This is a genomic window from Inhella crocodyli (assembly GCF_004004565.1).
Lineage (GTDB): Bacteria > Pseudomonadota > Gammaproteobacteria > Burkholderiales > Burkholderiaceae_C > Inhella > Inhella crocodyli.
Genome location: NZ_SACM01000001.1, coordinates 526,778 through 551,373, shown reverse-complemented (window position 1 = coordinate 551,373; position 24,596 = coordinate 526,778). Strand labels below are relative to the sequence as shown.

The following is a 24,596-nucleotide window of genomic DNA, read 5'->3' as shown; positions in this document are numbered from 1 at the left end:
GCTCGATGGAGTGATGCCATGAAGACTTTGAAGACCCTCGTGCTGGCCAGTGCCCTGGTGCTGGCTGCGGCCGCCCCCGCCGTCATGGCCCGCCCGATGGGGGGGCCGGACCACGGCGGCATGCACGGCATGCGCATGATGGAAATGCTGGACGATGTGGACGCGAGCGACGCGCAGCGTCAGCAAATCCAACAAATCATGCGGACCGCGCACGACGACCTGAAGGCGCAGCACCAACAAGGCATGGCCTTGCGCCACCAGCTCATGACCCTGTGGGCGGCTTCGCAAATCGACGCGGCGGCCATCGAGGCCGTGCGCAAGCAACAAGCCACCCTGCACGAGCAGGCCAGCGTTCGCATGACCCGCGCGATGGTTGAGGCGGGTCGCGTGCTGACCCCGGCGCAGCGCGCCAAGGTCGCGGAGAAGGGCGCCAAGCGCATGAAGCGCATGCAAGAGCGCATGGACGCAATGAAGGAGCGCCGTGGCGCTCAGTGAGCCCAGTGGGCGCATCCAAGCCCAGGTGCTGCTCGTCGACGACGACGCGCGCCTGGCCGAGATGCTGGAGGGCTACTTGGGCGCGGCCGGCTACCGCGTCCAGGTGGCGCCGAACTTGGCCTCGGCCCGGCAGGTGCTGGCGGCGAAATCCGCCTTGCCCGATGCGGTGATCCTTGACCTGATGCTGCCGGACGGGGATGGCCTGGATTTCTGCCGCCAATTGCGCGCCGTGCCGCAAGCGGCAGGCCTGCCCGTGCTGATGCTCAGCGCCCGCGGCGAACCCATGGACCGCGTCATCGGCCTGGAACTGGGGGCCGACGACTACCTTGCCAAGCCCTTCGAGCCCCGGGAACTGCTGGCGCGCGTGAAGGCCCTCCTTCGGCGCGGGCAAGCGGCCGGCCCGGCGGCCGAGGTGTTGCGTTTCGGCCGGCTGGAAATCGATTTGGGCGAACGCTGCGCCCGGTTGGGGGGCGACGATTGCGCCCTGACCAGCCACCAGTTCGAGCTCTTGGTGGTCATGGCGCGTCACGCTGGGCGGGTCATGACCCGAGACCAGATCATGGACGCCTTGAAAGGGCATCCGCTGGAGGCCTTCGATCGCAGCATCGACGTGCACATCTCGCGCATCCGGGCGGCGATCGAGGACGACCCGCGAACGCCCAAGCGCTTGTTGACCGTGCGGGGCGCTGGTTATGTGTTCGCCCGCAAGCAAGACGGCGACGCCGCGTGAACTCCTTGTTCCTGCGGATTTACCTCACGGTGGTGGCCGTGCTGTTGGCCTTCGCCTTTTTGGCGGGGGTCATCGCCCAGCGCCAACTCGACCGCGAGCGGGAGTTGTTCGACACGGCCCAAGACGAGCGGGTCCAAGCCATGGCGCAATTGCTGCACAGCGCCTTGCCACCGGCCGAGGCTTCGGCCGCGACGCAGGCCGAGGCCTTGCGCCACTGGGGCCAAAAACTGCGCGTGCCTCTGGCCCTGGAGGACGCCCAGGGCCGCCTCATTGCCGCCATGCCGCGCTACGAGCGCATGGAAGAACGCGGAGGCACGCCCCAGGCGGTGCCCCTGGACGATGGCCGGCGATTGCTCGTCATGCGCCTGCGCGGTGCGGCGCGGGCCGAGGCCGAGCGCCCGTTGGTGCCGGGATGGCCGCGCAGTGCCGCTGGGGTGCACGCCCTGCTGGTCTTGTTCGGCTTGCTGTTTGTTGGCGTGGCGGTGGGGGCTTATCCCGTCGTGCGTGGGCTGACGCGCCGGCTGGAGACGCTCAAGCACGGCGTGGAGCGTTTCGGAGCTGGGGACCTGGACCACCGCGTGGCATTGCAAGGGCGTGACGAGGTGGCGACCGTGGCGGCGAGCTTCAACCGAACGGCCGACCGCGTGGCCCAGTTGCTGAAGGCCCACCAAAACCTGTTGGCCAATGCCAGCCACGAACTGCGCTCGCCGCTGGCGCGGCTCAAGATGGCGCTGGCGCTGCGGCCCGACCGCGAGCGCGACCCCAAGCTGGAGCAGGAAGTTCAACGCAACCTCGGCGAGCTTGATGCCCTGCTGGAAGAACTGCTGATGTCGGCGCGCGTGGAGGCCCAGCAGGGCCAGGCGCTGCGGCGCGAGCCGGTCGACCTGCTGGGCCTGGTGGCCGAAGAAGCCGCCCGTGTGGACGTGCCTTTGGACGAACTCGAGGGCGAGCTGCCCGACGACTGGATGGGCGACGAGCGTTTGGTGCGCCGGGCCATTCGCAACCTGCTGGAAAACGCCCGCCGCTACGGCGGTGACAGCCAGTCGGTGGCCTTGCGGCGTTCGCCCGGCACGATCGACGTGGTGGTGTTGGACCGCGGCCCTGGCGTGCCCGAGGCCTTGCGGGAGCGCATCTTCGAGCCCTTCTTTCGGCTGCCGGGCCACGCCGAGGTGGCGGGCGGCGTGGGGCTGGGGCTGGCCCTGGTGCGGCAGATTGCCGAGGCGCACGGCGGTGCGGTGCGCTGCGAGCCGCGTGAGGGCGGTGGCAGCCGCTTCGTGCTCAGCCTGCCGACGTGACAGGCGGGGGCGCTTCCTGGCGCTCCACCCAGACTTGCAGGGCCACCAGGAGCGTGGCCGCCGTCAGCAGGCCGGCCGTGGCGGCCGACCAAAAGCCCACCGCCCCCAATCCCGGCGGCCCGAAGGCCAGCCAGTACCCCCCGCCGATGCCCACGCCCCACAGCGCTAGCACGTAGATGACCATGGGCAAGGTGGCCACGTGGTGGGCGCGGAGCACCGAGGCCGACACGGTCTGCACCGCGTCGCCCAGGTGGAAGAACCAGATCCACACCAGCAGAGGCAGGGCGGCGGCGGCGGCTTCGGCGTTGTCGGTGTACAGCGCCACCACCGGGGCGCGGGCGCCGGCCACCAGGCCGCCGAGCACCGCGGCCAGCGCGGCACAAAGCAGCAAGGCATGCCGACCGACCGCCCGCGCGTGGCCCCACTGACCGGCGCCGATGTGCTGGGCCACCAAGGTTTGGCCCGCCGTGCCCAAGGCCAATGCCATCATGAACATCATGGCGACCAGGTTCACGGCGATCTGGTGGCCCGCCACCGCGGTGGCGCCCAAGCGCGCGATGAAGAAGGCCATGAAGGTGAAGCCCGTGACCTCCACGAGGATGGAACCGCCCATGGGCAGCCCCAGGCGAAGCTGGGCCGCCAGCGCCTTCCAGTCCGGCCGGGTGTCCCACAGATGCGGTACCGAGAACGGTCGGTAGAACGGGTCTCGCCGCAGCAAGGCCTGGGCGCAAGCCGCCTGCAGGGCCATCACCAAGGTCGTGGCCCAGGCGCAGCCGGCCACGCCCATGGCAGGCAGCGGCCCCCAGCCGAACACCAGCAAAGCGTTCAGCGGCACTTTCAAAGCCAGCCCGCCCAGTTGCAGGGCCATGACCGCCTTGGGCCGGCTCACCGCGTTGGCGAAGCCGCGGAAAGCCGTGGTCAACAGGGCAAAGGGGAGGGCGATGGCCAGCGGCCGCGTGTAGGCCGCCACCTTGTCGGCCAAGGCGGGGTCCAGGCGAGCCAGCCACACGAAAGGTTCGGGCCAAAGCAGCACGGCGCAGCCGGGCACGCAGGCCAGCAGCGCCAGCCACTGCGCCTGCACCAGATGGCGCCCAGCGGCGGGCAGGTCCCGGGCGCCGAACTGGCGGCCCACCATGGGGCCGACCGCCAGCACCACGCCCATGAGGCCGACGAAGATGGTGATGTAGGCCGCCGACCCCACGGCCAGGGCGGCCAAGTCCACCGGGCCGACGCGGCCCAGCATCAGCGTGTCCACGGTGCTGAAGAGCATGACCGCCAGTTGCCCGATCCAGACCGGCCAGGCCAGCGGCAGCAGGCGTCGAACGCTGTCTCGGAAGCGCGGGATCAGGGGGGCGTCCCTTCTTGGAGGTCGAGCTGCTGGCCCTCGCGCTCTTGGGCCCGTTCGGCATAGCGATTGAAGCGCCAAGCCGTGGCGTCCAGGGTGATGCGACGCCACACCGCCCGCTTATGGAAGGGGCTCAACTGGGGCCAGTCGCGAACCTCGTCGAAGCTGCGGCCACAGCCTTTGCAGGTCGCGTCGCCCTGGGCGGTGGAGCAGATGGCGATGCAGGGCGAGTCGGGCGTGGTGGCGTACCAGGCGTGCACCGCGTCGGCCGCCAAGGCGCTCAGCCGGGCCGGGTCCCAGGTGTTCTCGTGGTGGTACACCATCAGCGCATAAACCTCCGCCAGCGCACGCACCTCGGCACAGGCGCTGATGCCGTCCGGCGACGGAGACTTGGCCCGCCACCAGTTGATGGCGGCTTCCAGGTCGGTGATGTGCAGGCCCACGGCGTCCATCAGGCCTCCGCTTGGAACGACAGCACCTCGCGAACCTCGCGCAGGGTCTTCCTGGCGTAGGCCCGCGCTCGCTCGGTGCCGACTTCCATCAACCAGTGCACCTGCTTGGGCTCCAGGGCCGCAGCCCGTTCCCGCCATGGCGCCTGCTGCGCCACGATGCGGTCGGCCAGGGCGCCCTTGCAATCCAGGCAACCGATGCCGGCGGTGCGGCAGCCGGCGGCCAAGTCCGCGCGGTCGTCGGACGGGGTGATCACCGCGTGCAAGGCCCAAACCGGGCAGCGCTCTGGCTCGCCGGCGTCGTGCCGGTGCACCCGTTGCGGATCGGTGGGCATGGCCCGCAGCTTGGCGTGCACGCTCGCCGGCGACTCGCGCATTCCGATGGCGTTGCCGGCGCTTTTGCTCATCTTCTGCCCATCCAGCCCGGTGAGGCGCGGGGCATCGCTGAAGCGCGCCTGTGGCATTGGGAACAGTTGCCGACCCGAGCGGTGGTTGAAGCGCCGTGCCACCTCGCGGGCCAATTCCAAATGGGCGGCTTGGTCTTGGCCCACCGGCACCCATTCGCCCTTGTGCGCCAGGATGTCAGCGGCTTGCAGCAAGGGGTAACCGAGCAGGCCGTAGGTGGGGTGCTGGTCGGCCTTCTCTCGGAAGCCCGGGACCCGCTCCAACCAGGCCAAGGGCGTGTGCATCGCCAACAAGGTGAACAACTCCGCGTGCTCGGGCATGCGGCTTTGCAGGAACAGGGTGGTGCGCTCCGGGTCGATGCCCGCCGCCAACCAGTCCACCACCATCTCGTACACGGCCTCGTCGTGGGGCAAGGCCGACGCGCCGGTCAGGGCGTGCCAATCGGCGACAAAAAACCGGCAATCGTGTTCGGCCTGCAGGGCCACCCAGGTCTTGAGGACGCCGTGAAAGTGGCCGAGGTGCAGCGCGCCGGTGGGGCGCATGCCGGAGATGACGCAGGGGAGGGCGGGGTTCATGGGTGCGCGCTTTGGGGGGCGCGGATTCTCGCCTCTCTACACTGCAGCCGCATGAAGAACGTCGTGATCTTGATCTCCGGGCGGGGTTCCAACATGGAAGCCATCGTCCACGCCTGCCAGAGAGAGTCCTGGCCGGGCCGCATTGCCGCGGTCATCAGCAACCGGCCCGAGGCGGCCGGCTTGGCCTTCGCCGCGGCGCAGGGGATCGCGACGGCGGTGGTCGATCACAAGGCTTACGCTGGGCGAGAACCTTTCGATGCTGCGCTGCGCGAGGCCATCGATGCCCATGCCCCCGACCTCGTGGTCTTGGCGGGCTTCATGCGCATCCTGACGCCGGCCTTCACGGCCCATTACAGCGGCCGGCTGCTCAACATCCACCCGTCCCTGCTGCCCGCTTTTCCCGGCCTGCACACCCACGAGCGCGCTTTGGAGGCGGGCTGTCAAGTCGCCGGGGCCACCGTTCACTTGGTGACGGCCGAGTTGGACCACGGTCCGATCGTGGCGCAAGCCGTGGTGCCGGTCCTGCCGGGCGACGACGCGCAGCGCTTGGCCGCCCGCGTGTTGGCCCTCGAGCACCAGATGTACCCCCAAGCCGTTCGCTGGTTCCTGCAAGACGAGCTCCGTATTGACGGGGCCCGGGTTGTCCACCAGCAAGGCGCTGCCCAGCTTTTCACCTGACATGCACCCCAAAGCCTTGATCGACGCAGCCTGCGAGCTGCTCCACGTGGTGCTGCGCTTCGAGCAGCCGGCCGACGCCGTGGTGTCGGCCTACTTCCGTGCCAACCGCAGCCTGGGTTCGCGCGAACGTGCCGCCTTGGCCGAAACCACGTACGCCGTTTTGCGCCGACGATTGCTCTGGCAGAACCTGGCCCAGAGCGGGCGCGGCCCGATGGAGCGGCGCTTGGTGTTGCTGGGGTGGGCTGGGGAACCAAGGCTGCGCGATGCGGCCGTCGAAGGCCCTGAGCGCGATTGGTTGGCGGCCGCCTCGCACATCGACCGCGCGAGCCTGCAGCCCAAGCTGCGGCACAACCTGCCCGACTGGATTGCCGAGCCGCTGCAAAAGCGCCTGGGCCCGGAGTTCGACGCTCTGGCCGACAGCCTGCTGGAGTCGGCCCCGTTGGACCTGCGCGTGAACAGCCTGCAGGCCAAGCGAGACGCGGTGCTGGCCGAACTCCAGGCACAAGGCGTGGAGGCCAAGGCCACCCCGTACTCGCCCTGGGGCATTCGCTTGGCAGGCAAGCCGGCCCTGAACCAGTGGCCTTTGTTCAAGAACGGGGTCATCGAGGTGCAGGACGAGGGCAGCCAACTGCTGGCCCTGCTGCTGGACGCGAAACGGGGCGAGATGGTGGCCGATTTCTGCGCCGGGGCTGGCGGCAAGACCTTGGCGCTGGGGGCGGCCATGCGCAACACCGGGCGCCTGTACGCGTTCGATGTGGCGGGCCACCGTTTGGAAGCCCTGCGCCCCCGCTTGGCCCGCTCGGGTTTGAGCAACGTCTACCCGATCCAGATCGCCCACGAGCGCGACGAGCGCATCAAGCGCCTGTCGGGAAAGTTGGACCGGGTGCTGGTCGATGCGCCTTGTTCGGGCCTGGGCACCCTGCGGCGAAATCCCGACATGAAATGGCGCCAAAGCCCGGCGGCCGTGGCCGAGTTGGTGCAACGGCAACAGGCGATCTTGGCCTCGGCGGCGCGCCTGTTGAAACCGGGCGGTCGCTTGGTGTACGCCACCTGCAGCCTGTTGGACGCCGAGAACGAAGGGGTGGCCGATGCCTTCGGCGCGCCGGGCTTCGTGCGCATGGACGCGGCCGAGTTGGTGGATTCGGTGCTCGTCGAGAACGGGTGCTTGCGCCTGTGGCCACACCGCCATGGCACCGATGGCTTCTTCGCGGCGGTGTGGACGAAGTCATGAGTGGCGTGCGCTGAAATTGATGCAGCGCAACAGTTTCTGCCGCCGTGCCCCCGGCCTAGGGGGGCTCACCTAGAATTGCAAGCTTTGGTCACTTTGGACGCTGCGTCCTGCAGCGCTTGGGCATGGAAGCTTTGAACTCGCTCTTCGCCGCGTTTGCCACCTGGGCAGGCGAAGGCTTGTTGGGTGTCAGCGGCTTGACGATGGTGGCGGTCACTTTGGTGGTCACGCACCTGACCATCATCTCCGTCACCTTGTTTTTGCACCGGTCGCAGGCGCACCGCGCGCTGGACCTGCACGCGATCCCGTCGCATTTCTTCCGGTTTTGGCTGTGGTTGACCACGGGCATGGTGACCAAGGAGTGGGTGTCGATCCACCGCAAGCACCACGCCAAATGCGAAACCTCGGAAGACCCCCACAGCCCGGTCGCGCACGGCTTGAGCACCGTGCTGCAACGCGGCTCGGAGTTGTACCGGGCGGAAGCCAAGAACCAAGAGACCCTGAGCAAGTACGGGCACGGCACGCCGAATGATTGGATCGAGCGAAACCTGTACACGCGCCATTCGGTGTGGGGCGTTTCCTTGCTTTTGATCGTGTTCCTGGCGCTGTTCGGCGCTTGGGGGGCCACGATGTGGGCCGTGACGATGATGTGGATCCCGGTGACGGCGGCCGGCATCATCAACGGCCTGGGTCACGCCAAGGGCTATCGCAACTTCGAAGCGCCCGACGCGTCCACCAACCTGATGCCCTGGGGTTTGGTCATCGGCGGTGAAGAGCTGCACAACAACCACCACACCTTCCCGACTTCGGCCAAGTTCTCGGTCAAGCGGTTCGAGTTCGACCTGGGTTGGTTCTACATCCGCGTGCTGCAGACCCTGAAGCTGGCCCAGCCGCGCAAGGTGCCGCCGCAAATGTTGGAGGGCGACATCAAGCCGGCCGACCAACAAACCCTGGAAACCTTGATCGCCAACCGTTACGAGGTCATGGCCCGCTTCGGCCGCGAAATGCGTGCCGCTTGCCGCCGCGAGCTGAAGCGCTTGAAGGCCGAGGGTGCCAAGCAAAGCGCGCAGTGGCGGCAGATCAAGCTGGCCAAACGCTGGCTGCCCCGCGATGCCGACCGCATCCCGGGTGAGCACGTGGCCCAGATCCAGGCGGCCCGCATGGCCAGCCCGGCGTTGGACAAACTGGTGCAGATGCGCGAGGAATTGCGCTCGCTGTGGACCCGCACCAACGTTTCGGCCGAGCAGTTGGTCAAAGAGTTGCAAGCCTGGTGCCAACGCGCCGAGGAAAGCGGTGTGGCGGAATTGCGCGCCTTGTCCATGCGCTTGCGCGCTTCGCGCATGCCCGCCTTCGCGATGTAAAGAAGGGTGGCGGCCCTTTCCAGAGGGGAGGGCGCCGTCCTAGACTTTGGCCTGTCTTCCCCCTCGGAGAAGGTCATGAATCGATCGATCCAATTCGCCTTGGCCGCGGCCTTGAGCGCGGTTGCGTTGCAAGGACATGCGGCGGCCGACGCCAAGGTCCGTGTGCAGTTCGCGGGCGACCTGGCGAACTACGCCGATCTGGGCGAGTACGCCGACGACCGCGACGACAACGTGGCGGCCTTGCGTGCCGTGTTCGAAGGTTTGGGGGCCCGGCTCCCTGCAGGCTACAGCCTCGATGTGTCGGTCGTTGACGTGAACCTGGCCGGCGAGTTGGAGTGGGTTCGGTCGGCTTCCCGGCGCCTGCGGGTGATGCGCGATGTGGGCTGGCCCATGATCGAAATGCGCTACACCCTGAAGAGCGGCGATCGCGTGCTTCGTGAGGGCCAGGAGCGGGTCAGCGACATGGGCTACCTGATGTCGCGTCCGATGGCGGCCGATTTCCAGCGATTGGCCTACGAAGAGCGGATGCTCCAAGGCTGGCTGAAGGGCCTGCTCGCGAGTCGTTGAATCTTCAGGCCCAAGAAAAAACCCGCGGTGCCAAGCACGCGCGGGTTCTTGCTTTTGGTGCACCAGCCGGTGGCTGGCGCTGCCATCACTTCAGCTTCACTTCCTTGTACAGGACGTGCTTGCGAGCCTTGGGGTCGAACTTCATGAATTCCAGCTTTTGGGGCGTGGTCTTCTTGTTCTTGGCCGTGGTGTAGAAGTGGCCGGTGCCCGCGGTGGACTCCAGCTTGATTTTTTCGCGTCCGCCTTTAGCAGCCATGTTGTCGCTCCTTGATGAGATTAGGCTTGACCGCGGGCACGCAGGTCGGCCAGAACGGCGTCGATGCCCTTCTTGTCGATCAGGCGCAGGGCGGCATTGCTGATGCGCAGGCGCACCCAGCGGTTCTCGCTCTCAACCCAGAAGCGGCGGTACTGCAGGTTGGGCAGGAAACGGCGCTTGGTTTTGTTGTTGGCGTGGGAAACGTTGTTCCCGACCATGGGCTTCTTGCCCGTGACTTCGCAGACGCGTGCCATTGAGGACACTCCATTTGTTGTCCGGCGACCCTGGCAGCTCCAGTCTGGAGCCCATCCGGGGCGGCCTCACCTCGCCAAATGCACTTTGTTAGTGCTCGGGTGGCGGTAACCCGTTCGATGTCACGCGGCCAAGGCCACGGCAAAGAAAGCCCGCGAGTATAACCCGAAACCGCCGACAGACCCTCAAGCCTGCTGTTCGAGGAAACGTTGGGCGTCGAGGGCGGCCATGCACCCCGTCCCAGCGCTGGTGATGGCTTGGCGGTACACGTGGTCCTGAACGTCGCCCGCCGCGAAGACACCGGGCACGTTGGTCATCGTGGCGAAACCGTCCAGTCCAGACCGCGTGCGCAGGTAGCCGTCTTTCATGTCCAGCTGCCCTTGAAAGATGGCGGTGTTGGGCGAATGGCCAATGGCGATGAAGCAGCCGTGCAGCGCGATGTCGGTCGTCGCGCCCGACTGCGTGTGCTTGATGCGCACGCCCGTGACCCCGCTGGCGTCCCCCAGGACTTCGTCCAGGGTGTGGAAGGTTTGCAGCACGATCTTTCCTGCAGCGACCTTTTCCATCATCTTGTCCACCAAGATGGGCTCTGCCTTGAACTTGTCGCGGCGGTGGATCAGGTGCACTTTGCTGGCGATGTTGCTGAGGTACAGCGCCTCTTCAACGGCGGTGTTGCCCCCCCCCACCACACACACGTCCCGGTCGCGGTAGAAGAAACCGTCGCAGGTGGCGCAGGCGCTGACACCGCGCCCAGAGAAGGCTTCTTCGCTCGGCAGGCCGAGGTACTTCGCCGAAGCGCCGGTGGCGATGATCAATGCATCACAGCTGTACTGGCCGGAGTCCCCCGTGAGCTTGAAGGGGCGTTGGCCGAGGTCGACGGCGTTGATGTGGTCGAACACGATTTGCGTTTTGAAGCGCTCGGCGTGCTCTTGGAACCGCTGCATCAGCTCCGGGCCTTGCACGCCCATCACGTCCGCGGGCCAGTTGTCCACCTCGGTGGTGGTCATGAGCTGGCCGCCTTGCGCCATGCCCGTGATCAGGACGGGGTTGAGGTTGGCACGGGCGGCGTAGATGGCGGCGGTGTAGCCGGCCGGCCCCGAGCCCAAGATGATCAGGCGGTGGTGTTGGCTCATGGTGGGAGAGTGTGGGGGCAAAGGCCCGTTCGGCAAGGTCTCACAGGGTTGCACCGGGGCTTTCCCCCTGCGGGACTGAGAAAGAATGCCGATTTTAGAAGGGCGCCGATTTCCATCGCCCTTGACAACCAATTGAGGAGTTGCTGCCCATGGCCATGCTGTCAAACCTGGATCTGATTCGTCGCGTGCGGCTGTTTTCGATGCTGACCGCCGAGCAGGCGCAGGCGGTGGCCGACAGCGTGACCAAGCGGCGGTTCAAGCGTGGCGAGTTGTTGGTGGAGCAGGGCGTGCACAGCAACGCGCTGTTCATCTTGCTCAACGGCCGCGCGCGCGTGCTGACCGCGGACCAGCGGGGGCGTGAAGTGATCATGGCCGTTCTGGAGTCGGGCGATTACGTGGGCGAGATGAGCCTGATCGATGGGGAGCCCCCCTCGGCGACGGTTCGTGCCGAAGCGCCGTGCGACGTGCTGGTGCTCGGTCGGCAGGAGTTCTCGCGCTGCCTGCCTGACCCCGGCAGCATGGCCTACGGGATCATGCGCGGCTTGGTGTCCCGCTTGCGCAATGCCGACCGGCAGATCGAGTCGCTGGCGCTGTTGGACGTCTATGGCCGCGTGGCACGGACGCTGATGGACATGGCAGAGGACGACAACGGCCGCAAGATCGTTCGTGGCCGCGTCTCTCGGCAGGACATGGCCAAGGTGGTGGGCGCCTCCCGCGAGATGGTCAGCCGGGTCATGAAGGACCTGGAAGAGCGGGGCCAGATCGAGACCTTGGAGGATGGCTCCGTCGTGCTGAAGCACGTGGAGTCGCGCATCGACAGCGACGGCGAGTGAGCCACCGCTGAGAGAATGGCCCGCATGAGGGCCTTTGACGTGAAGTTCGATTCGAAGCCGCCGGCGGCACCCGCGGGCGCCCGGTGGGTCCTTGCGCCCCTGACATTGCTGGGGGGGGCCGTGTTCATCGCGGTGCTCGCCTTGGCGCTGGGCAGCCACGAGGCGCGGGACAGCGCCTACTCCATCGCCACCGACCGCACCCTTCCCGCCAACCGCTTGGGGGTGTTCGGCGCTTGGTTGTCCGACCTGTTGTTGTTTGCATTTGGCGGATCGGCCTGGTGGCTGGTCGTGGTGGCGGCTCGCCATTGGGCCGGTGCATTGGCAGCCGTGTGGCGCGAGGGCCAACCGCCTACGGCGCCTCGGCCGGCCTGGCAAGTGCCCGTGGGCCTGGTGCTGCTGATGGGTGCGAGTTGCCTCTTGGAGTGGACGCGCCTGTACGGTTGGGAGTCCCGCGTTCCCGGGCATGCAGGCGGGGTGCTGGGCTACGAGCTCGGGCCCATGGCCATGCAATGGCTGGGCTTCGCCGGCTCTGGCTTGCTGGGCATCGTCTTGCTGGTGCTGGGCATGGCCTGGTCGCTGGGCTTCTCATGGTTGGCAACGGCGGAGCGCATCGGGGCGGCCATCGAGGCCGAACTGGCCCGGCGAGCCTCCGCGCGGGAGGCACAAGAAGACGAGCGCCTGGGCCGGGAGGCCCTGGTCGCCCGCGAGGCCGAGGTGGAGGAGGCCAAGGTCGAGCGCGAGCTGGAGGCCGTTGTTCACGAGCCCCTGCACATCGAACCCCCGGTGCTGAACGTGCCCGTGGAGGTGCCCCTCAGCACCCGCGTGGCGGCCGAGCGGCAACAGCCCCTGTTCCAGGAGTTGAGCGACGCCAAGCTGCCGCAGATCGACCTCTTGGACGCGCCGGCAGCCCGCGTGGAAACCGTGACGGCGGAATCCCTGGAGATGACCAGCCGCTTGATCGAAAAGAAGCTCAAGGACTTCGGCGTCGAAGTGCGCGTTGTGGCGGCCTACCCTGGGCCGGTGATCACGCGGTACGAGATCGAGCCGGCCACGGGCGTGAAAGGGTCGCAGGTGGTCAACCTGGCCAAGGACCTCGCGCGTTCATTGAGCCTCGTGTCGATCCGCGTGGTGGAAACGATCCCTGGCAAGAACTACATGGCGCTGGAGCTGCCCAATGCCCGCCGCCAGACCATCCGGCTTTGCGAGGTGCTGGGCTCGCAGGTTTATGCCGATGCCCAAAGCCTGCTGACCATGGGCCTGGGCAAGGACATCGTGGGCGCACCCGTGGTGGCCGACTTGGCCAAGATGCCGCACTGCCTGGTGGCGGGCACCACGGGCTCGGGCAAGTCGGTGGGCATCAACGCCATGATCCTCAGCCTGCTCTACAAGGCCGAGGCGCGCGACGTTCGCTTGATCCTCATCGACCCCAAGATGCTCGAGATGAGCGTCTACGAGGGCATTCCGCACCTGCTGTGTCCGGTGGTGACGGACATGAAGCAAGCCGCCAATGCGCTGAACTGGTGCGTGGGCGAGATGGAGCGGCGCTACAAGCTCATGAGCAAGATGGGCGTGCGCAACCTGGCGGGCTACAACAAGAAGATCGACGACGCCAAGGCCAAAGAGCAACTCATCCCTAACCCCTTCAGCCTGACGCCGGAGGCGCCCGAGCCCTTGGATCGCTTGCCGCACATCGTGGTGGTGATCGACGAGTTGGCCGACCTGATGATGGTCGTGGGCAAGAAGATCGAAGAGTTGATCGCACGCTTGGCCCAGAAGGCGCGCGCGGCGGGCATCCACTTGATCTTGGCCACCCAGCGCCCCAGCGTCGACGTGATCACGGGCCTGATCAAGGCCAACATCCCGACGCGCCTGTCGTTCCAGGTGAGCAGCAAGATCGACTCGCGCACCATCCTCGACCAGATGGGGGCTGAAGCCTTGCTGGGCATGGGCGACATGCTCTACATGCCCAGCGGCACCGGCCTGCCGGTGCGCGTCCACGGCGCTTACGTCAGCGACGACGAGGTGCACCGCGTGGTGGCCTATTTGAAGGAGCAGGGCGGCGAGCCGAACTACATCGAGGGCATCCTGGAGGGCGGGGTGCTGGAGGGCGAGGGCGGCGATGCCGGGGCCGCGGGAGCGGCGTCCAGCGATGGCGAGAGCGACCCGATGTACGACCAGGCCGTGGCCGTGGTGCTGGAGCACCGCAAGGCCTCCATCAGCTTGGTGCAGCGTCACCTGCGCATTGGCTACAACCGCGCGGCGCGCCTGCTCGAGCAAATGGAAAAGTCGGGCCTGGTGAGCAGCATGGCCACCAACGGCAACCGCGACCTGATCATCCCGAAGCGAGACGAATGAAGCGACGACTTTTGCTGGCCTTGGCGTTGTCCGCTGGCCTGACGGTGCCGACCTGGGCCCAGTCCAACGCGCTGGAACAACTGACGGCCTTTCAACGCGAGGTGCAGTCGGGGCGGGTGAACTTCACGCAGGTGGTGGTGTCGCCCGACGGCAAAAAGCGCCGAAGCACGCAGGGCAGTTTCGAGTTCTTGCGGCCCAACCGGTTTCGCTTCGACTACCAGCCGCCCGAGGCCCAAACCTTGATCGGGGACGGCAAGAAGGTGTGGCTGATCGACCCCGAGTTGATGCAAGCCAGCAGCCGCCCCATGAGCCAGGTGGTGAGTGCGACGCCCGTGGCCATCTTGGCCGGTACCTCCCTGGGCGAGGCCTTCGTGCTGAAGGCCGAGCCCGAGGTCAACGGCGTGGCCTGGGTGGCGGCCACGCCCAAGCAGGCCGACGCCGGCATTCAGCGCCTTCGCATCGGCCTGAAGGGCAAGCTGTTGGCAGCGATGGAGATCGTCGACGGCCTGGGCCAGAAGTCCACGCTGACGTTCGGCCCCTTGGAGGTCAACGTGCCGCTGGCGGCCGAGCGCTTCCAGTTCGTGCCCAGCAAGGGCATGGACGTGGTGGACGGCGGAGCGCCTTGACGCCCGACCTGTTCGGCGCCGCACCGACCCAGGTGCCGTTGGCCGAGCGCTTGCGGCCGGCGAAGCTGGACGAGGTCGTCGGTCAAGCCAAGCTCTTGGGTCCCGGCCAGCCGCTGCGCGTGGCGGTGGAGCGCCGTCAGCTGCATTCGATGATCCTGTGGGGCCCGCCTGGCGTTGGCAAAACGACCTTGGCGCGCTTGCTGGTGCAGGCCAGTGGCCTGCCCTTCATTGCCATCTCGGCGGTGCTGGGCGGCGTGAAGGACATCCGTGAAGCGGTCGAGCAGGCTAAGGTGCACGGCCGTGCGGCGGTCTTCGTTGACGAGGTGCACCGCTTCAACAAGGCCCAACAGGACGCGTTTCTGCCCCACGTGGAGTCGGGCCTGTTCGTGTTCATCGGCGCCACGACCGAGAACCCGTCGTTCGAGGTCAATTCGGCGCTGCTGTCGCGTGCCACCGTGCACGTGTTGGAACCCCTGGACCGTTCGGATCTGGTGCAACTCTTCGAGCGGGGCTGCGCCTTGCTGGGGGTGCTTTGGACCGACGACGCCCGGGACGCCTTGATCGCGTACGCCGATGGCGATGCCCGTCGCATGCTCAACGCGCTGGACAACGTGTCCAGCACCGCGACCGCCGACGTGGACACCGCGCACCTGCAGCAAACCTTGGGGGCGCAGTTGCGGCGCTTCGACAAGGGCGGCGACCAGTACTACGACGCGATGTCGGCCCTGCACAAGAGCGTGCGCGGCAGCGACCCCGATGCCAGCCTGTACTGGTTCGCGCGGCTGCTCGATGGCGGCGCTGACCCGCGCTACCTGGCGCGCCGGCTGGTGCGCATGGCCAGCGAAGACATCGGCTTGGCCGACCCGCGGGCGCTGCGCATGGCGCTGGACGCGTCCGAGGTGTACGAGCGGCTGGGGTCGCCCGAGGGCGAACTGGCCCTGGCGCAGGCCACCGTGTATTTGGCGGTGGCGGCGAAGAGCAATGCCGCGTACCTGGCCTACAAGGCCGTGCGCGCCTTTGTGGCGCAAGATGCCAGCCGCCCGGTGCCCCTGCACCTGCGCAACGCGCCCACCCGGCTTATGAAGGGCCTGGGCATGGGGGACGGCTATCGCTACGCCCACGACGAGCCCGACGCCTTTGCGGCGGGCGAGCGCTACTTGCCCGAGGGCGTGCCCGAGGACCTTCGCTTTTACGAGCCCACCGACCGCGGCTTGGAGGGCAAGATCGCCGAAAAACTGGCCCGCTTGCGGGACGCGAACGCCCGCGCCCGCGACCTGCTCACACCGAAAGCCTGAATCCAGGGCCCTCGATGAGGGCCGAGATCGGTGCCCCCGGACGGTAGGGCAGGGCCGGGGCCAAGGCGCCAGTGGTGATCCATTCACCGGCCTGCAAGGGGGCTGCCCCCTGTTGGGCCAGCAGCGACTGCAACGCGGCCACGGCAGCCAAGGGGTGGCCCAGGACCGCGGCGCTGCTGCCCTGGCTCGAGGCCTCGCCCACCTGGAGGTTGGCGCGCAAGTCGCCCCAGGCGCGGGCAAGGGCCGGTGTGCTCGTCCGAACGGGGCCCATCCACAGCCCCGCGTGCACCCCGCCCGCCGCCACCGAATCGGCGACGCTGCCGCCCCAAGCGGCGTAGGGGCGGTCGACGAACTCCAGGCCCAGGGCAACGGCGTCCACGCACCGCGCCCAAGCCTCCAACGGCGCGCCGGGCGCTGGCGGGGCCCCCAAGCGCAGCACCAATTCCAACTCCACCTTGGGTTCTCGCCATCGCTCGCCGCTGGGCAGGGGGGCGTCGGTCCAGGTGCGGGCCCGGTACAGCCAGCCCCAACTCGGCGCCGACAGGCCCTGGGCGGGCCAGTTGGCCGGGTTGGTGTGGCCGATCTTGCGACCGAGCGGGGCGTCGCCCTCGGCGACGCGCCGGGCGTGGTTGCGGGCGGCCACCGCGTAGGCCTCGGGCAGGGACAAGCCCGGCCATGCGCTCACGGTGGGGCCGCCCTGGCTGGCCAGGTGCAATTCGTCGGCCCATCGGGCCATCTCGGGGCTCACAGCGGGAATCCTCGGCTGGGCACGACGGCGCGCATCGCGAAGGCGGTGCGCACCCGCGCGACGTGGGGCAGGGCGGCCAATTGGTGACGGTGCAGGCGCTCGTAGTCAGCCAGGTCGGCCACCGCCACGCGCAGCAAGTAATCGAAGTCGCCGCTCATCAGGTGGCACTCCAGAACGTCCGGGCAAGCCGACACAGCACGCTCGAAGGCGTCCAGGGCGGCCGTGCCTTGGTTGGACAGGGTGACCTCGATGAACACGGTGGTTGGGCGTCCGATGGCCTGCGCACTCAACTCGGCCCGGTAGCCCTGGATCACGCCTTCGTCTTCGAGGCGCTGCAAGCGCCGCAGGCAGGCCGAGGGGCTCAGGGCCACGCGTTCCGCCACCTGGGCGTTGCTCAAGCGACCGTCGGCTTGAAGCAGGCGCAATATTGAACGGTCGGTTCGGTCGAGATTGCTATTCATGCGGCGTAGTTTCGTCGATTGATCGCATGAAGTTGCAGAAACCGAGGGTTACCACCGCCATGCATTGCGATTTGATGCGAGGTCGTCCGGCCGACGATGGCCGCTTCTTCGACCCGCTTTACTTTGGAGTGCCCCATGCGCATCGGCGTCCCCACCGAAATCAAGAACCACGAGTACCGCGTCGGCATGACGCCCGCCAGCGTCCGCGAGGCCGTTCACCACGGCCACCAGGTGCTGGTGCAGGCCGGCGCCGGGGCTGGCATTGGGTGTGACGACGCGGCCTACCAGGCCGCCGGCGCGCAGATCCTGCCCGACGCGGCCGCCGTGTTCGCGCAGGCCGACATGATCGTCAAGGTGAAAGAGCCCCAAGCGCAGGAATGCGCCATGCTGCGGCGCGGCCAACTGCTGTTCACCTACCTGCACTTGGCGCCGGACCCCGAGCAGGCCGCCGGCCTCATGAAGAGTGGCTGCACGGCGATCGCGTACGAGACCATCACCGACGAGCGCGGTGGGCTTCCCTTGCTGGCCCCCATGAGCGAGGTGGCCGGCCGCATGGCCATCCAGGTGGGCGCGGTGGCGCTGCAGAAGGCCAACGGTGGCCTGGGCGTGCTGTTGGGCGGCGTGCCGGGCGTGGCCCCGGCCAAGGTCGTGGTGCTCGGCGGCGGGGTGGTGGGCACGCATGCCGCGCGCATGGCCATGGGCTTGGGGGCGGACGTGACCGTGCTCGACAAGAGCCTGCCGCGCTTGCGCCAGTTGGACGAGGTCTTCGGGGGCCGACTGCGGACGGGCTACGCCAGCTTGGACGCGACGGAAGAGGCGGTGCTGGGGGCCGACCTGGTGGTGGGGGCCGTCCTGGTGCCGGGGGCAGCGGCGCCCAAGCTGGTGCGCCGGGCCCACCTGGCGCGCATGAAACCCGGCAGCGTGCTGGTGGACGTGGCCATCGACCAAGGCGGCTGCTTCGAGACCAGCCGGGCCACCACCCACGCCGATCCCACGTACGTGGTCGATGGTGTCGTGCACTACTGCGTGGCCAACATGCCGGGCGCCGTGCCGCGCACCAGCGCCTTCGCCCTGAACAACGCCACCTTGCCCTTCACCCTGGCCCTGGCCGACCGCGGCTGGCGTGCCGCCTGCCAAGCCGACCGCCATCTGGCCGCGGGCCTGACCGTGCACGAGGGCCAGATCGCCCACGCGGCCGTGGCCCGCGACCTGGGCCTGCCCCACGTGGCCGCGCTCTGACGACCGGGTATTCCCAAGGAAGGGGGGGGCAGTGCCCCCTCTCATAATCCGCCGCGTTCCGTCTTCGGCGGGCAGTAGGAGTACGGCTTGGAAACCTTCTTTCAACAGGTCATCAACGGCCTGGTGCTGGGCAGCATGTATGCGCTGGTGGCGCTGGGGTACACGATGGTGTACGGCATCATCAACCTGATCAACTTCGCCCACGGTGAGATCTTGATGATCGGGGCGCTCACGGCATGGACCGTGGTCACCTACATGAGTGACAGCGGCATGCCGGGTTGGTTGTTGATGGCGGTGGGCCTGGCCTGCGCCATCGTCGTGTGCTGCGTGGTGAACTTCTCGGTCGAAAAGATCGCCTACCGGCCGCTGCGCAACGCGCCGCGCCTGGCCCCCCTGATCACGGCCATGGGCATGAGCCTGTTGCTGCAGACCTTGGCCATGGTGATCTGGAAGCCCAACCCCAAGCCGTTCCCGGCCCTGCTGCCGCAAGACCCGATCTTTCTGATGGGCAGCGTCGACACGCAGCAAAGCGTGGTCATTTCGATGACGCAGATCATGATCCTGGCCACCTCGTGCATCTTGTTGGCGGGCCTGATGTTCCTGGTGAACAAGACCAAGCTCGGACGGGCCATGCGCGCCACGGCCGAGAACCCCCGGGTGGCATCGCTGATGGGCGTGAAGCCCGACTTCGTGATTTCGGCGACCTTTGTGATCGGGGCCGCGCTGGCTGCTGTGGCCGGCCTGATGTGGGCCGCCAACTACGGCACCGCGCAGCACAGCATGGGCTTCATGCCCGGGCTGAAGGCCTTCACGGCCGCCGTGTTGGGCGGCATCGGCAACCTGGCCGGCGCCATGGTGGGCGGTGTGGTGCTCGGCCTGATCGAGGCCATCGGGGCCGGCTACCTGGGGCAACTGACGGGTGGCGTGCTGGGCAGCCATTACGCCGACATCTTTGCCTTCGTGGCGCTGATCTTGGTGCTCACCCTGCGGCCATCGGGCCTGTTGGGCGAGCGCGTGGCGGACCGGGCTTGAGGGGCGCGCGATGTTTGCATCCATGAACCAAACGCAAAAGCTCGTCGCCTTTGGCACCTGCGCCCTGTTGGCCTTGTGCCTGCCCTTGTTCGTCCAGATGCTGGATGTGGGCAATGGCCCGATTCGCATCATGGCCGTGGCGCTGCTGTACGTGATGCTGGCCTTGGGCCTCAACATCGTCGTGGGCTACGCCGGCCTGCTGGACTTGGGCTACGTGGCCTTCTACGCCGTGGGCGCCTACATGTTCGCGCTGCTGGCCAGCCCACACCTGATGGAGAACTTCGAGTCCATCGCGGCCGCTTTCCCCAACGGCCTGCACTCGCCGCTGTGGCTGGTCATCCCCTTGGGGGCCGGGCTGGCGGCCTTGGCGGGGGTGGTGCTCGGGGCGCCAACCTTGAAGTTGCGAGGCGACTACCTCGCCATCGTCACCCTGGGCTTTGGCGAGATCATCCGCGTGTTCCTGAACAACATGGAGCACCCGGTCAACGTGACCAACGGCCCCCGCGGCATTGGCACCATCGACCCGGTCACCTTCTTCGGCCACCCGCTGTCGCAGCGCATCGAATTGGGGGACATCTCCCTCTTCGGCAAGACCTGGGAGGCCGTGTCCATCCCGGGCGTGACGCAGTACTACTGGCTGTTCCTCATCCTGGTCGTGCTCAGCGTGTTGATCAGCTGGCGCCTGGAGAACAGCCGCATCGGCCGCGCTTGGATGGCCATCCGGGAAGACGAGATCGCGGCCAAGGCCATGGGGATCAACACCCGCAACCTCAAGCTCCTCGCCTTCGGCATGGGTGCCACCTTCGGGGGCGTGGCCGGGGCGATGTTTGCGGGCTTCCAAGGCTTCGTCAGCCCCGAGTCGTTCAGCCTGCAAGAGAGCGTGATGATCGTCGCCATGGTGGTGCTGGGCGGCATGGGGCACCTGCCCGGCGTCATTCTGGGCGCGCTGCTGCTGGCGGCTTTGCCCGAGGTGCTGCGCTACGTGGCGGGCGACATCCAGAACCTGACGGGCGGGCGCATCGACGCCTCCATCCTGCGCCAGATGCTGATTGCCCTGGCCATGATCACGATCATGCTGGTCAGACCGAGGGGCCTGTGGCCCAGCCCCGAGCACGGGAAGGCCGCGCCGGTGAAGGGAGAGGCAGCATGAGCAATGTCGTGTTGAAAGTGCAGGCCGCGTCCAAGCGATTCGGGGGCGTGCAGGCCCTCAGCGACGTGGGCATCACCATCGAGCAGGGCCAGGTGTACGGCCTGATCGGTCCGAACGGCGCCGGCAAGACGACCTTCTTCAACGTCATCACCGGCCTGTACGTGCCCGATGGCGGCAGCTTCGAGTTGGGCGGCGTGCCCTACAAGCCGGCCGCCGTGCACCTGGTGGCCAAGGCCGGCATCGCCCGCACCTTCCAGAACATCCGCCTGTTTCCTGAGATGACGGCGTTGGAGAACGTCATGGTCGGTCGGCACGTGCGCACCGGCTCCGGCTTGCTCGGCGCCGTGTTCCGCACGCCGGGCTTCAAGGCGGAGGAGAAGGCCATCGAGGCCCGTGCGCGCGAACTGCTGGAGTACGTTGGCATCGGCAAGCACGCCGACTTCCGCGCGCGCACGCTCAGCTATGGCGACCAGCGTCGGTTGGAGATCGCCCGCGCCCTGGCCACCGACCCCAAGCTGATCGCCTTGGACGAACCTGCGGCCGGCATGAACCAAACCGAGAAGGTGGTGCTGCGCGAGCTGATCGACCGCATCCGCAAGGACGGCCGCACGATCCTGCTGATCGAGCACGACGTGAAGCTGGTGATGGGCCTGTGCGATCGCGTGACGGTGTTGGACTACGGCAAGCAAATCGCCGAGGGCACGCCCGCCGAGGTGCAGAAGAACGAGAAAGTGATCGAGGCCTACCTGGGCGCCGGTCACGCGGCCCATTGAGGAAGGACGCGGCATGAGCAACAACAAGGAAGTGCTGCTGCAGGTCAGTGGGCTGAAGGTGGCCTACGGCGGCATCAAGGCCGTCAAGGGCGTGGATTTCGAGGTGCGGCAGGGCGAGTTGGTCAGCTTGATCGGGGCCAACGGCGCCGGCAAGACGACGACGCTCAAGGCGGTCACGGGCTTGCAGCCCATTGCCGAGGGCGATGTGCTGTTCAAGGGGCGCTCCATCAAGGGGCAAGGCGCCTGGAACCTGGCCAAGCAGGGCCTGGTGATGATCCCGGAGGGGCGCGGGACGTTCACCCGCATGACCATCACCGAAAACCTGCAGATGGGGGCCTACATCCGCAAGGACACCGAGGCCATCGCCCAAGACATGGAGATGGTGTTCGGTCTGTTCCCACGCCTGCGCGAACGCAAGGACCAACTGGCGGGCACGATGAGCGGTGGCGAGCAGCAGATGCTGGCCATGGGCCGCGCGCTGATGGCCCGCCCGGAGGTGCTCTTGCTGGACGAACCCTCGATGGGCCTGTCGCCCATCATGGTGGACAAGATCTTCGAGGTGGTGCACGACATCCACAGCAAGGGCGTCACGATCCTGCTGGTGGAGCAAAACGCCAGCCGTGCCCTGGCCCTGGCCAACCGCGGCTACGTGATGGAGTCGGGGGCGGTGACCATGACCGGGCGCGGCAGCGATCTGCTGGCCGACCCCAAAGTGCGCGCCGCCTACTTGGGTGAGTGAGTCCCGCGCTCCTTCAAAGAGCCCGGCCCTTGGCCGGGCTTTTTCATTGGGGCTGCAGCACCAGCGTGTGCGCGGGCGGCTCGGTCGGCCACATGGGCACGGCGCGCCCCTCGCGCCACAGCGGCAGCAGGTCGCGGTACGTGGCACGCCAGGGCAGGCCCGACTGGCCCGTGGACTGCACCATGCGGGAGTGGGCCGGCGTGCCCACGTCCATCAGCGTGCGCAAGCTCGGCCCGTGGTCATCGGTGTACAGGGCGCCGGCCCAGTCGGGCCGAAGGTTCACGCGGGAGACGTTGACCGTGTAGGTGTCACCGCCCACGGGCGTTTGCAGTTCGAACAAGGGGCGCAAGGCGGCCACGCGCGAGAAGGGTCGGTGTTCGCCCTTGGCCACGTGCGCCTCGCCCCAGCGCCAACGCCCGACATCGGGGCCGAAGCGCGATTGCAACTCGTCCAGGGCGCGCGTCAGGGCCGCGTTGGCCTGGTCGGCGCAGCTCTCGGGCTGGGGCGTTCGGCGGTCGTCGCACCAAGCGGCATCGTTGGCCGCCAAGCGCTCGTGCAGGGCGTCGCGGAAGGAACGCGTGGCGAAGGCGCGTTCGAACAGGGCCTCGCCCAGGTCGTCCTGGAACACCCCAACCGTGAGTTGGCGGACCCAGGCCCAAAAAATCAGGGGGGCGGCTTGCTCGGCCTGCATGCTGCCGTCGAATTCTTTCAGGGTGGCTTGCGCGGCGGCGGCCAGGGGATGCGGGCTGCGGGCAGCCCGGAGCCAGGGCAGCAGGGGGACGGCACCGAGGCTTTGCACGTCGGCCTGCATGGCCGCGAAGCTGTCCAGGCTGTGCTTGGGCGTGGCCTGCAGCAGTTGCTCGATCCGCTGCTGCCGGTAGGGCAGGGCCCATTCGTGGCTCAGGTGGTGCGGGTAGTCGTCCGGCACGGTGCGCTGGTTGGCGGTGGCGATCCAGCCGCGGGCGGGGTCCCGCTCTTGCGGCATGGCGTCCAAGGGCAGGTAGCCCTGCCAGTCGTAGCGCTCGTCCCAGCCCGGCGCGGGCGCCAGGCCGTGCAGGTCGTTGGCGCTGCTGCGCACCGGCACCAACGCCGACGCGATGAAGCCGGTGCGCCCGGTCCGGTCGGCCACCAGCATGTTTTGCATGGGGGCGGCAAAGCGATGCGCGCCGGCGAAGAACGCGTCCACGCTTTGCGCTTGGTTCAGGGCGATTCCGGCGGCAATGGGGTCGTTCTGCGGGTCGAGGGTGGCCCAGCGCAAGGCCAGGGCGTAGCGCTTGCCGCTGGGGGCCAGCAGGTCGGCGCCAGGACCCGCGTCGGAAATGAAGGGGCCGTGGCGCCCGACGCGCACGCGCAAGACCTCGTCGGGGCCGCCCTTGACGCGGATGCGCTCCTCCAGCACCTGCGCCGGCATCCAGCCCGTGGGCGTGCGGACTTCGGTGCGCCCGCCGGCCTCGCGCCACTCTTCCAGGTACAGGTCTTGGGTGTCGGGCCCGGTGTTGGTGAAGGCCCAGGCGATGTGTTGGTTTTGCCCGAGCACGACGAAGGGCAGGCCGGGGAGGGTGCCCCCCGCCACCTTCATGCCGGGCACCTCCAGCCGCGCCAGGTACCACAGGGCCGGGCTTTGCAGCTTGAGGTGGGGGTCGTTGGCGACCAAGGGCATGCCGGTGACGCTGCGGCTGCCCGCGACCAGCCAGTTGTTCGAGCCCGATCCTTCCACGCCAGAGCGCGGTGCGTGGCCTTGCAGCGCAGCGGCCAGTTTCTCCGTGGCCTGCGGGGCCAGGCCCAGTTCCCGGTACAACGCGGGGTAGTCGGCGGTCTCGGGCAGTCGGTCGCCGGGGTAGGCGGGCATCAAGGTGTTGAGCCGGGCCAGGGTGCTGCGGCCTGGCGTGCCCGGGCGGCTGTCGTCGGGCAGTTGCAGGGCCAGGCGCAGCCGCAAGAGCTCCTGGTTCCAATTGCCGCTCAGGTCCCAGCTCATCATGACGGCCCAGGCCAGGCTGTCCACCGGGGTCCAGTCTTGGAGGGGCAGGCCCAGGATGATCATCTCGGGCGGGCGGGCTTGCGCCGCGCGTCCGGCGTTCACACCCTGGCTGTAAGCCTTCAGCAGGGCCACCGACTGTCGGGAGGCCTCGTCGGTTTGCGATTGCAGCCAAGCCCAGCGGGCCTCGGCTGATCGACGCACGCCGAGCGCGCGCAGGAAGCGGTCGGTTTCGAGAGCATTCGGCCCGAAGGCCTCGGCCAACTCGCCCCGCCCGATGCGGCGCTGCGACTCCAGTTGCCAAGCACGGTCTTGACCGTGGACGAAACCCAGGCCGTAGGCCATGTCGGTCAGGCTGGCGGCAGTGACGGTGGGCACGCCATGCCCGTCACGGGCCAGGGTCACGGAGGCCGCCAGACCCGGCACGGTGCGCGCGCCCGACTCTTGGGGTTGCGCGCGCAGCAGGTACACGGCCATGGCCGCCAGGACGAGGCCGAGCAGGGCCAGCAAGAGCCAGCCCAGCCGGCGAATCCAAGTTTTGATCATGGGCGGCAGCCTAGGGCCAGGCGGCGGCGCCGCCCATGCGGATCGGCCCCAGCAC

The 24,596-nt window shown here is 67.9% G+C and carries 25 protein-coding genes; 16 read left to right on the top strand and 9 right to left on the bottom strand.

The features are described from left to right. The first annotated feature begins 18 nt into the window (after positions 1-18). From EOD73_RS02570 to EOD73_RS02560, 3 genes are read left to right on the top strand one after another with little or no spacing between them, the layout of a single operon-like run. Positions 19-495: a Spy/CpxP family protein refolding chaperone gene (locus EOD73_RS02570; RefSeq protein ID WP_127680577.1), complete on the top strand. Its 477-nt coding sequence runs from the start codon at positions 19-21 to the stop codon at positions 493-495. Positions 496-508: 13 nt separating this feature from the next. Continuing rightward, the gene (locus EOD73_RS02565) at positions 509-1,225 is read left to right on the top strand and encodes a response regulator (protein WP_127682377.1); all 717 of its coding nucleotides are present in this window, start codon (positions 509-511) and stop codon (positions 1,223-1,225) included. Then, positions 1,222-2,520, top strand: coding sequence for a HAMP domain-containing sensor histidine kinase (locus EOD73_RS02560; RefSeq protein WP_127680575.1), 1,299 nt, complete (start codon positions 1,222-1,224; stop codon positions 2,518-2,520). The genes EOD73_RS02565 and EOD73_RS02560 overlap by 4 nt, the downstream gene beginning before the upstream one ends. Here the strand turns inward: EOD73_RS02560 and EOD73_RS02555 are convergent. From EOD73_RS02555 to trpS, 3 genes are read right to left on the bottom strand one after another with little or no spacing between them, the layout of a single operon-like run. Continuing rightward, positions 2,504-3,946 (bottom strand): MATE family efflux transporter, encoded by a 1,443-nt coding sequence (locus EOD73_RS02555; RefSeq protein WP_375137423.1) that lies wholly within the window; start codon positions 3,944-3,946, stop codon positions 2,504-2,506. The two genes, EOD73_RS02560 and EOD73_RS02555, sit on opposite strands and share 17 nt — an antisense overlap. Further along, positions 3,865-4,317 (bottom strand): DUF3717 domain-containing protein, encoded by a 453-nt coding sequence (locus tag EOD73_RS02550; RefSeq protein ID WP_127680571.1) that lies wholly within the window; start codon positions 4,315-4,317, stop codon positions 3,865-3,867. The genes EOD73_RS02555 and EOD73_RS02550 overlap by 82 nt, the downstream gene beginning before the upstream one ends. Then, on the bottom strand, positions 4,317-5,294 hold the full coding sequence (gene trpS, locus EOD73_RS02545) for a tryptophan--tRNA ligase (protein ID WP_127680569.1): 978 nt from the start codon (positions 5,292-5,294) through the stop codon (positions 4,317-4,319). The genes EOD73_RS02550 and trpS overlap by 1 nt, the downstream gene beginning before the upstream one ends. 51 nt (positions 5,295-5,345) lie before the next feature. Between trpS and purN the strand changes: the two genes are divergently transcribed. The 4 genes from purN to EOD73_RS02525 all read left to right on the top strand — a co-directional run bounded on the left by purN (position 5,346) and on the right by EOD73_RS02525 (position 9,128). Further along, the gene (gene purN / locus EOD73_RS02540) at positions 5,346-5,972 is read left to right on the top strand and encodes a phosphoribosylglycinamide formyltransferase (protein WP_127680567.1); all 627 of its coding nucleotides are present in this window, start codon (positions 5,346-5,348) and stop codon (positions 5,970-5,972) included. 1 nt (position 5,973) lies between these two features. Then, positions 5,974-7,203, top strand: coding sequence for an RsmB/NOP family class I SAM-dependent RNA methyltransferase (locus tag EOD73_RS02535; RefSeq protein WP_127680565.1), 1,230 nt, complete (start codon positions 5,974-5,976; stop codon positions 7,201-7,203). Between the two features lie 122 nt (positions 7,204-7,325). Beyond that, positions 7,326-8,561, top strand: coding sequence for a DesA family fatty acid desaturase (locus EOD73_RS02530; RefSeq protein ID WP_127680563.1), 1,236 nt, complete (start codon positions 7,326-7,328; stop codon positions 8,559-8,561). A gap of 75 nt (positions 8,562-8,636) precedes the next feature. After that, positions 8,637-9,128 (top strand): DUF3016 domain-containing protein, encoded by a 492-nt coding sequence (locus EOD73_RS02525; protein ID WP_127680561.1) that lies wholly within the window; start codon positions 8,637-8,639, stop codon positions 9,126-9,128. An 85-nt stretch (positions 9,129-9,213) separates the two neighbouring features. Here EOD73_RS02525 and rpmG read toward each other — a convergent pair whose 3' ends face one another. The 3 genes from rpmG to trxB all read right to left on the bottom strand — a co-directional run bounded on the left by rpmG (position 9,214) and on the right by trxB (position 10,769). Next, positions 9,214-9,384, bottom strand: a complete 171-nt coding sequence (gene rpmG, locus EOD73_RS02520; RefSeq protein ID WP_127680559.1) for a 50S ribosomal protein L33 — start codon at positions 9,382-9,384, stop codon at positions 9,214-9,216. A 20-nt stretch (positions 9,385-9,404) separates the two neighbouring features. Beyond that, on the bottom strand, positions 9,405-9,638 hold the full coding sequence (gene rpmB / locus EOD73_RS02515) for a 50S ribosomal protein L28 (protein WP_022979438.1): 234 nt from the start codon (positions 9,636-9,638) through the stop codon (positions 9,405-9,407). A 183-nt stretch (positions 9,639-9,821) separates the two neighbouring features. Continuing rightward, a complete protein-coding gene (trxB, locus tag EOD73_RS02510) occupies positions 9,822-10,769 on the bottom strand; it encodes a thioredoxin-disulfide reductase (protein WP_127680557.1) in 948 nt (315 codons plus the stop codon). 149 nt (positions 10,770-10,918) lie between these two features. Here trxB and EOD73_RS02505 point away from each other — a divergent pair, with 149 nt between their 5' ends. The 4 genes from EOD73_RS02505 to EOD73_RS02490 are packed head-to-tail and all read left to right on the top strand — an operon-like array spanning position 10,919 to position 15,878. After that, positions 10,919-11,602: a Crp/Fnr family transcriptional regulator gene (locus EOD73_RS02505; RefSeq protein ID WP_127680555.1), complete on the top strand. Its 684-nt coding sequence runs from the start codon at positions 10,919-10,921 to the stop codon at positions 11,600-11,602. Positions 11,603-11,626: 24 nt separating this feature from the next. After that, a complete protein-coding gene (locus EOD73_RS02500; RefSeq protein WP_240660562.1) occupies positions 11,627-13,957 on the top strand; it encodes a DNA translocase FtsK in 2,331 nt (776 codons plus the stop codon). Continuing rightward, entirely contained in the window at positions 13,954-14,583 is a 630-nt protein-coding gene (lolA, locus tag EOD73_RS02495) for an outer membrane lipoprotein periplasmic chaperone LolA (RefSeq protein ID WP_127680551.1), read from the top strand. The genes EOD73_RS02500 and lolA overlap by 4 nt, the downstream gene beginning before the upstream one ends. A gap of 8 nt (positions 14,584-14,591) precedes the next feature. Further along, positions 14,592-15,878 (top strand): replication-associated recombination protein A, encoded by a 1,287-nt coding sequence (locus tag EOD73_RS02490; RefSeq protein WP_375137432.1) that lies wholly within the window; start codon positions 14,592-14,594, stop codon positions 15,876-15,878. Here the strand turns inward: EOD73_RS02490 and EOD73_RS02485 are convergent. Continuing rightward, positions 15,862-16,626 (bottom strand): 2-keto-4-pentenoate hydratase, encoded by a 765-nt coding sequence (locus EOD73_RS02485; protein WP_127680547.1) that lies wholly within the window; start codon positions 16,624-16,626, stop codon positions 15,862-15,864. The genes EOD73_RS02490 and EOD73_RS02485 overlap by 17 nt on opposite strands. Then, positions 16,623-17,087 (bottom strand): Lrp/AsnC family transcriptional regulator, encoded by a 465-nt coding sequence (locus EOD73_RS02480; RefSeq protein ID WP_127680545.1) that lies wholly within the window; start codon positions 17,085-17,087, stop codon positions 16,623-16,625. The genes EOD73_RS02485 and EOD73_RS02480 overlap by 4 nt, the downstream gene beginning before the upstream one ends. A gap of 135 nt (positions 17,088-17,222) precedes the next feature. On the opposite strand from EOD73_RS02480, the gene ald reads away from it, so the two are divergent. The 5 genes from ald to EOD73_RS02455 all read left to right on the top strand — a co-directional run bounded on the left by ald (position 17,223) and on the right by EOD73_RS02455 (position 22,020). After that, complete coding sequence (gene ald / locus EOD73_RS02475) at positions 17,223-18,326, top strand: alanine dehydrogenase (RefSeq protein WP_127680543.1); 1,104 nt, start codon at positions 17,223-17,225, stop codon at positions 18,324-18,326. An 87-nt stretch (positions 18,327-18,413) separates the two neighbouring features. Next, positions 18,414-19,358, top strand: a complete 945-nt coding sequence (locus EOD73_RS02470; protein ID WP_127680541.1) for a branched-chain amino acid ABC transporter permease — start codon at positions 18,414-18,416, stop codon at positions 19,356-19,358. 22 nt (positions 19,359-19,380) lie between these two features. Beyond that, a complete protein-coding gene (locus EOD73_RS02465) occupies positions 19,381-20,508 on the top strand; it encodes an ABC transporter permease subunit (protein ID WP_127680539.1) in 1,128 nt (375 codons plus the stop codon). Further along, positions 20,505-21,281, top strand: a complete 777-nt coding sequence (locus tag EOD73_RS02460; RefSeq protein WP_127680537.1) for an ABC transporter ATP-binding protein — start codon at positions 20,505-20,507, stop codon at positions 21,279-21,281. Before EOD73_RS02465 ends, EOD73_RS02460 begins: the two co-directional genes overlap by 4 nt. 13 nt (positions 21,282-21,294) lie before the next feature. Then, complete coding sequence (locus EOD73_RS02455) at positions 21,295-22,020, top strand: ABC transporter ATP-binding protein (protein WP_127680535.1); 726 nt, start codon at positions 21,295-21,297, stop codon at positions 22,018-22,020. 43 nt (positions 22,021-22,063) lie between these two features. Here EOD73_RS02455 and EOD73_RS02450 read toward each other — a convergent pair whose 3' ends face one another. After that, the gene (locus EOD73_RS02450; RefSeq protein WP_127680533.1) at positions 22,064-24,541 is read right to left on the bottom strand and encodes a penicillin acylase family protein; all 2,478 of its coding nucleotides are present in this window, start codon (positions 24,539-24,541) and stop codon (positions 22,064-22,066) included. Positions 24,542-24,596 lie beyond the last annotated feature (55 nt).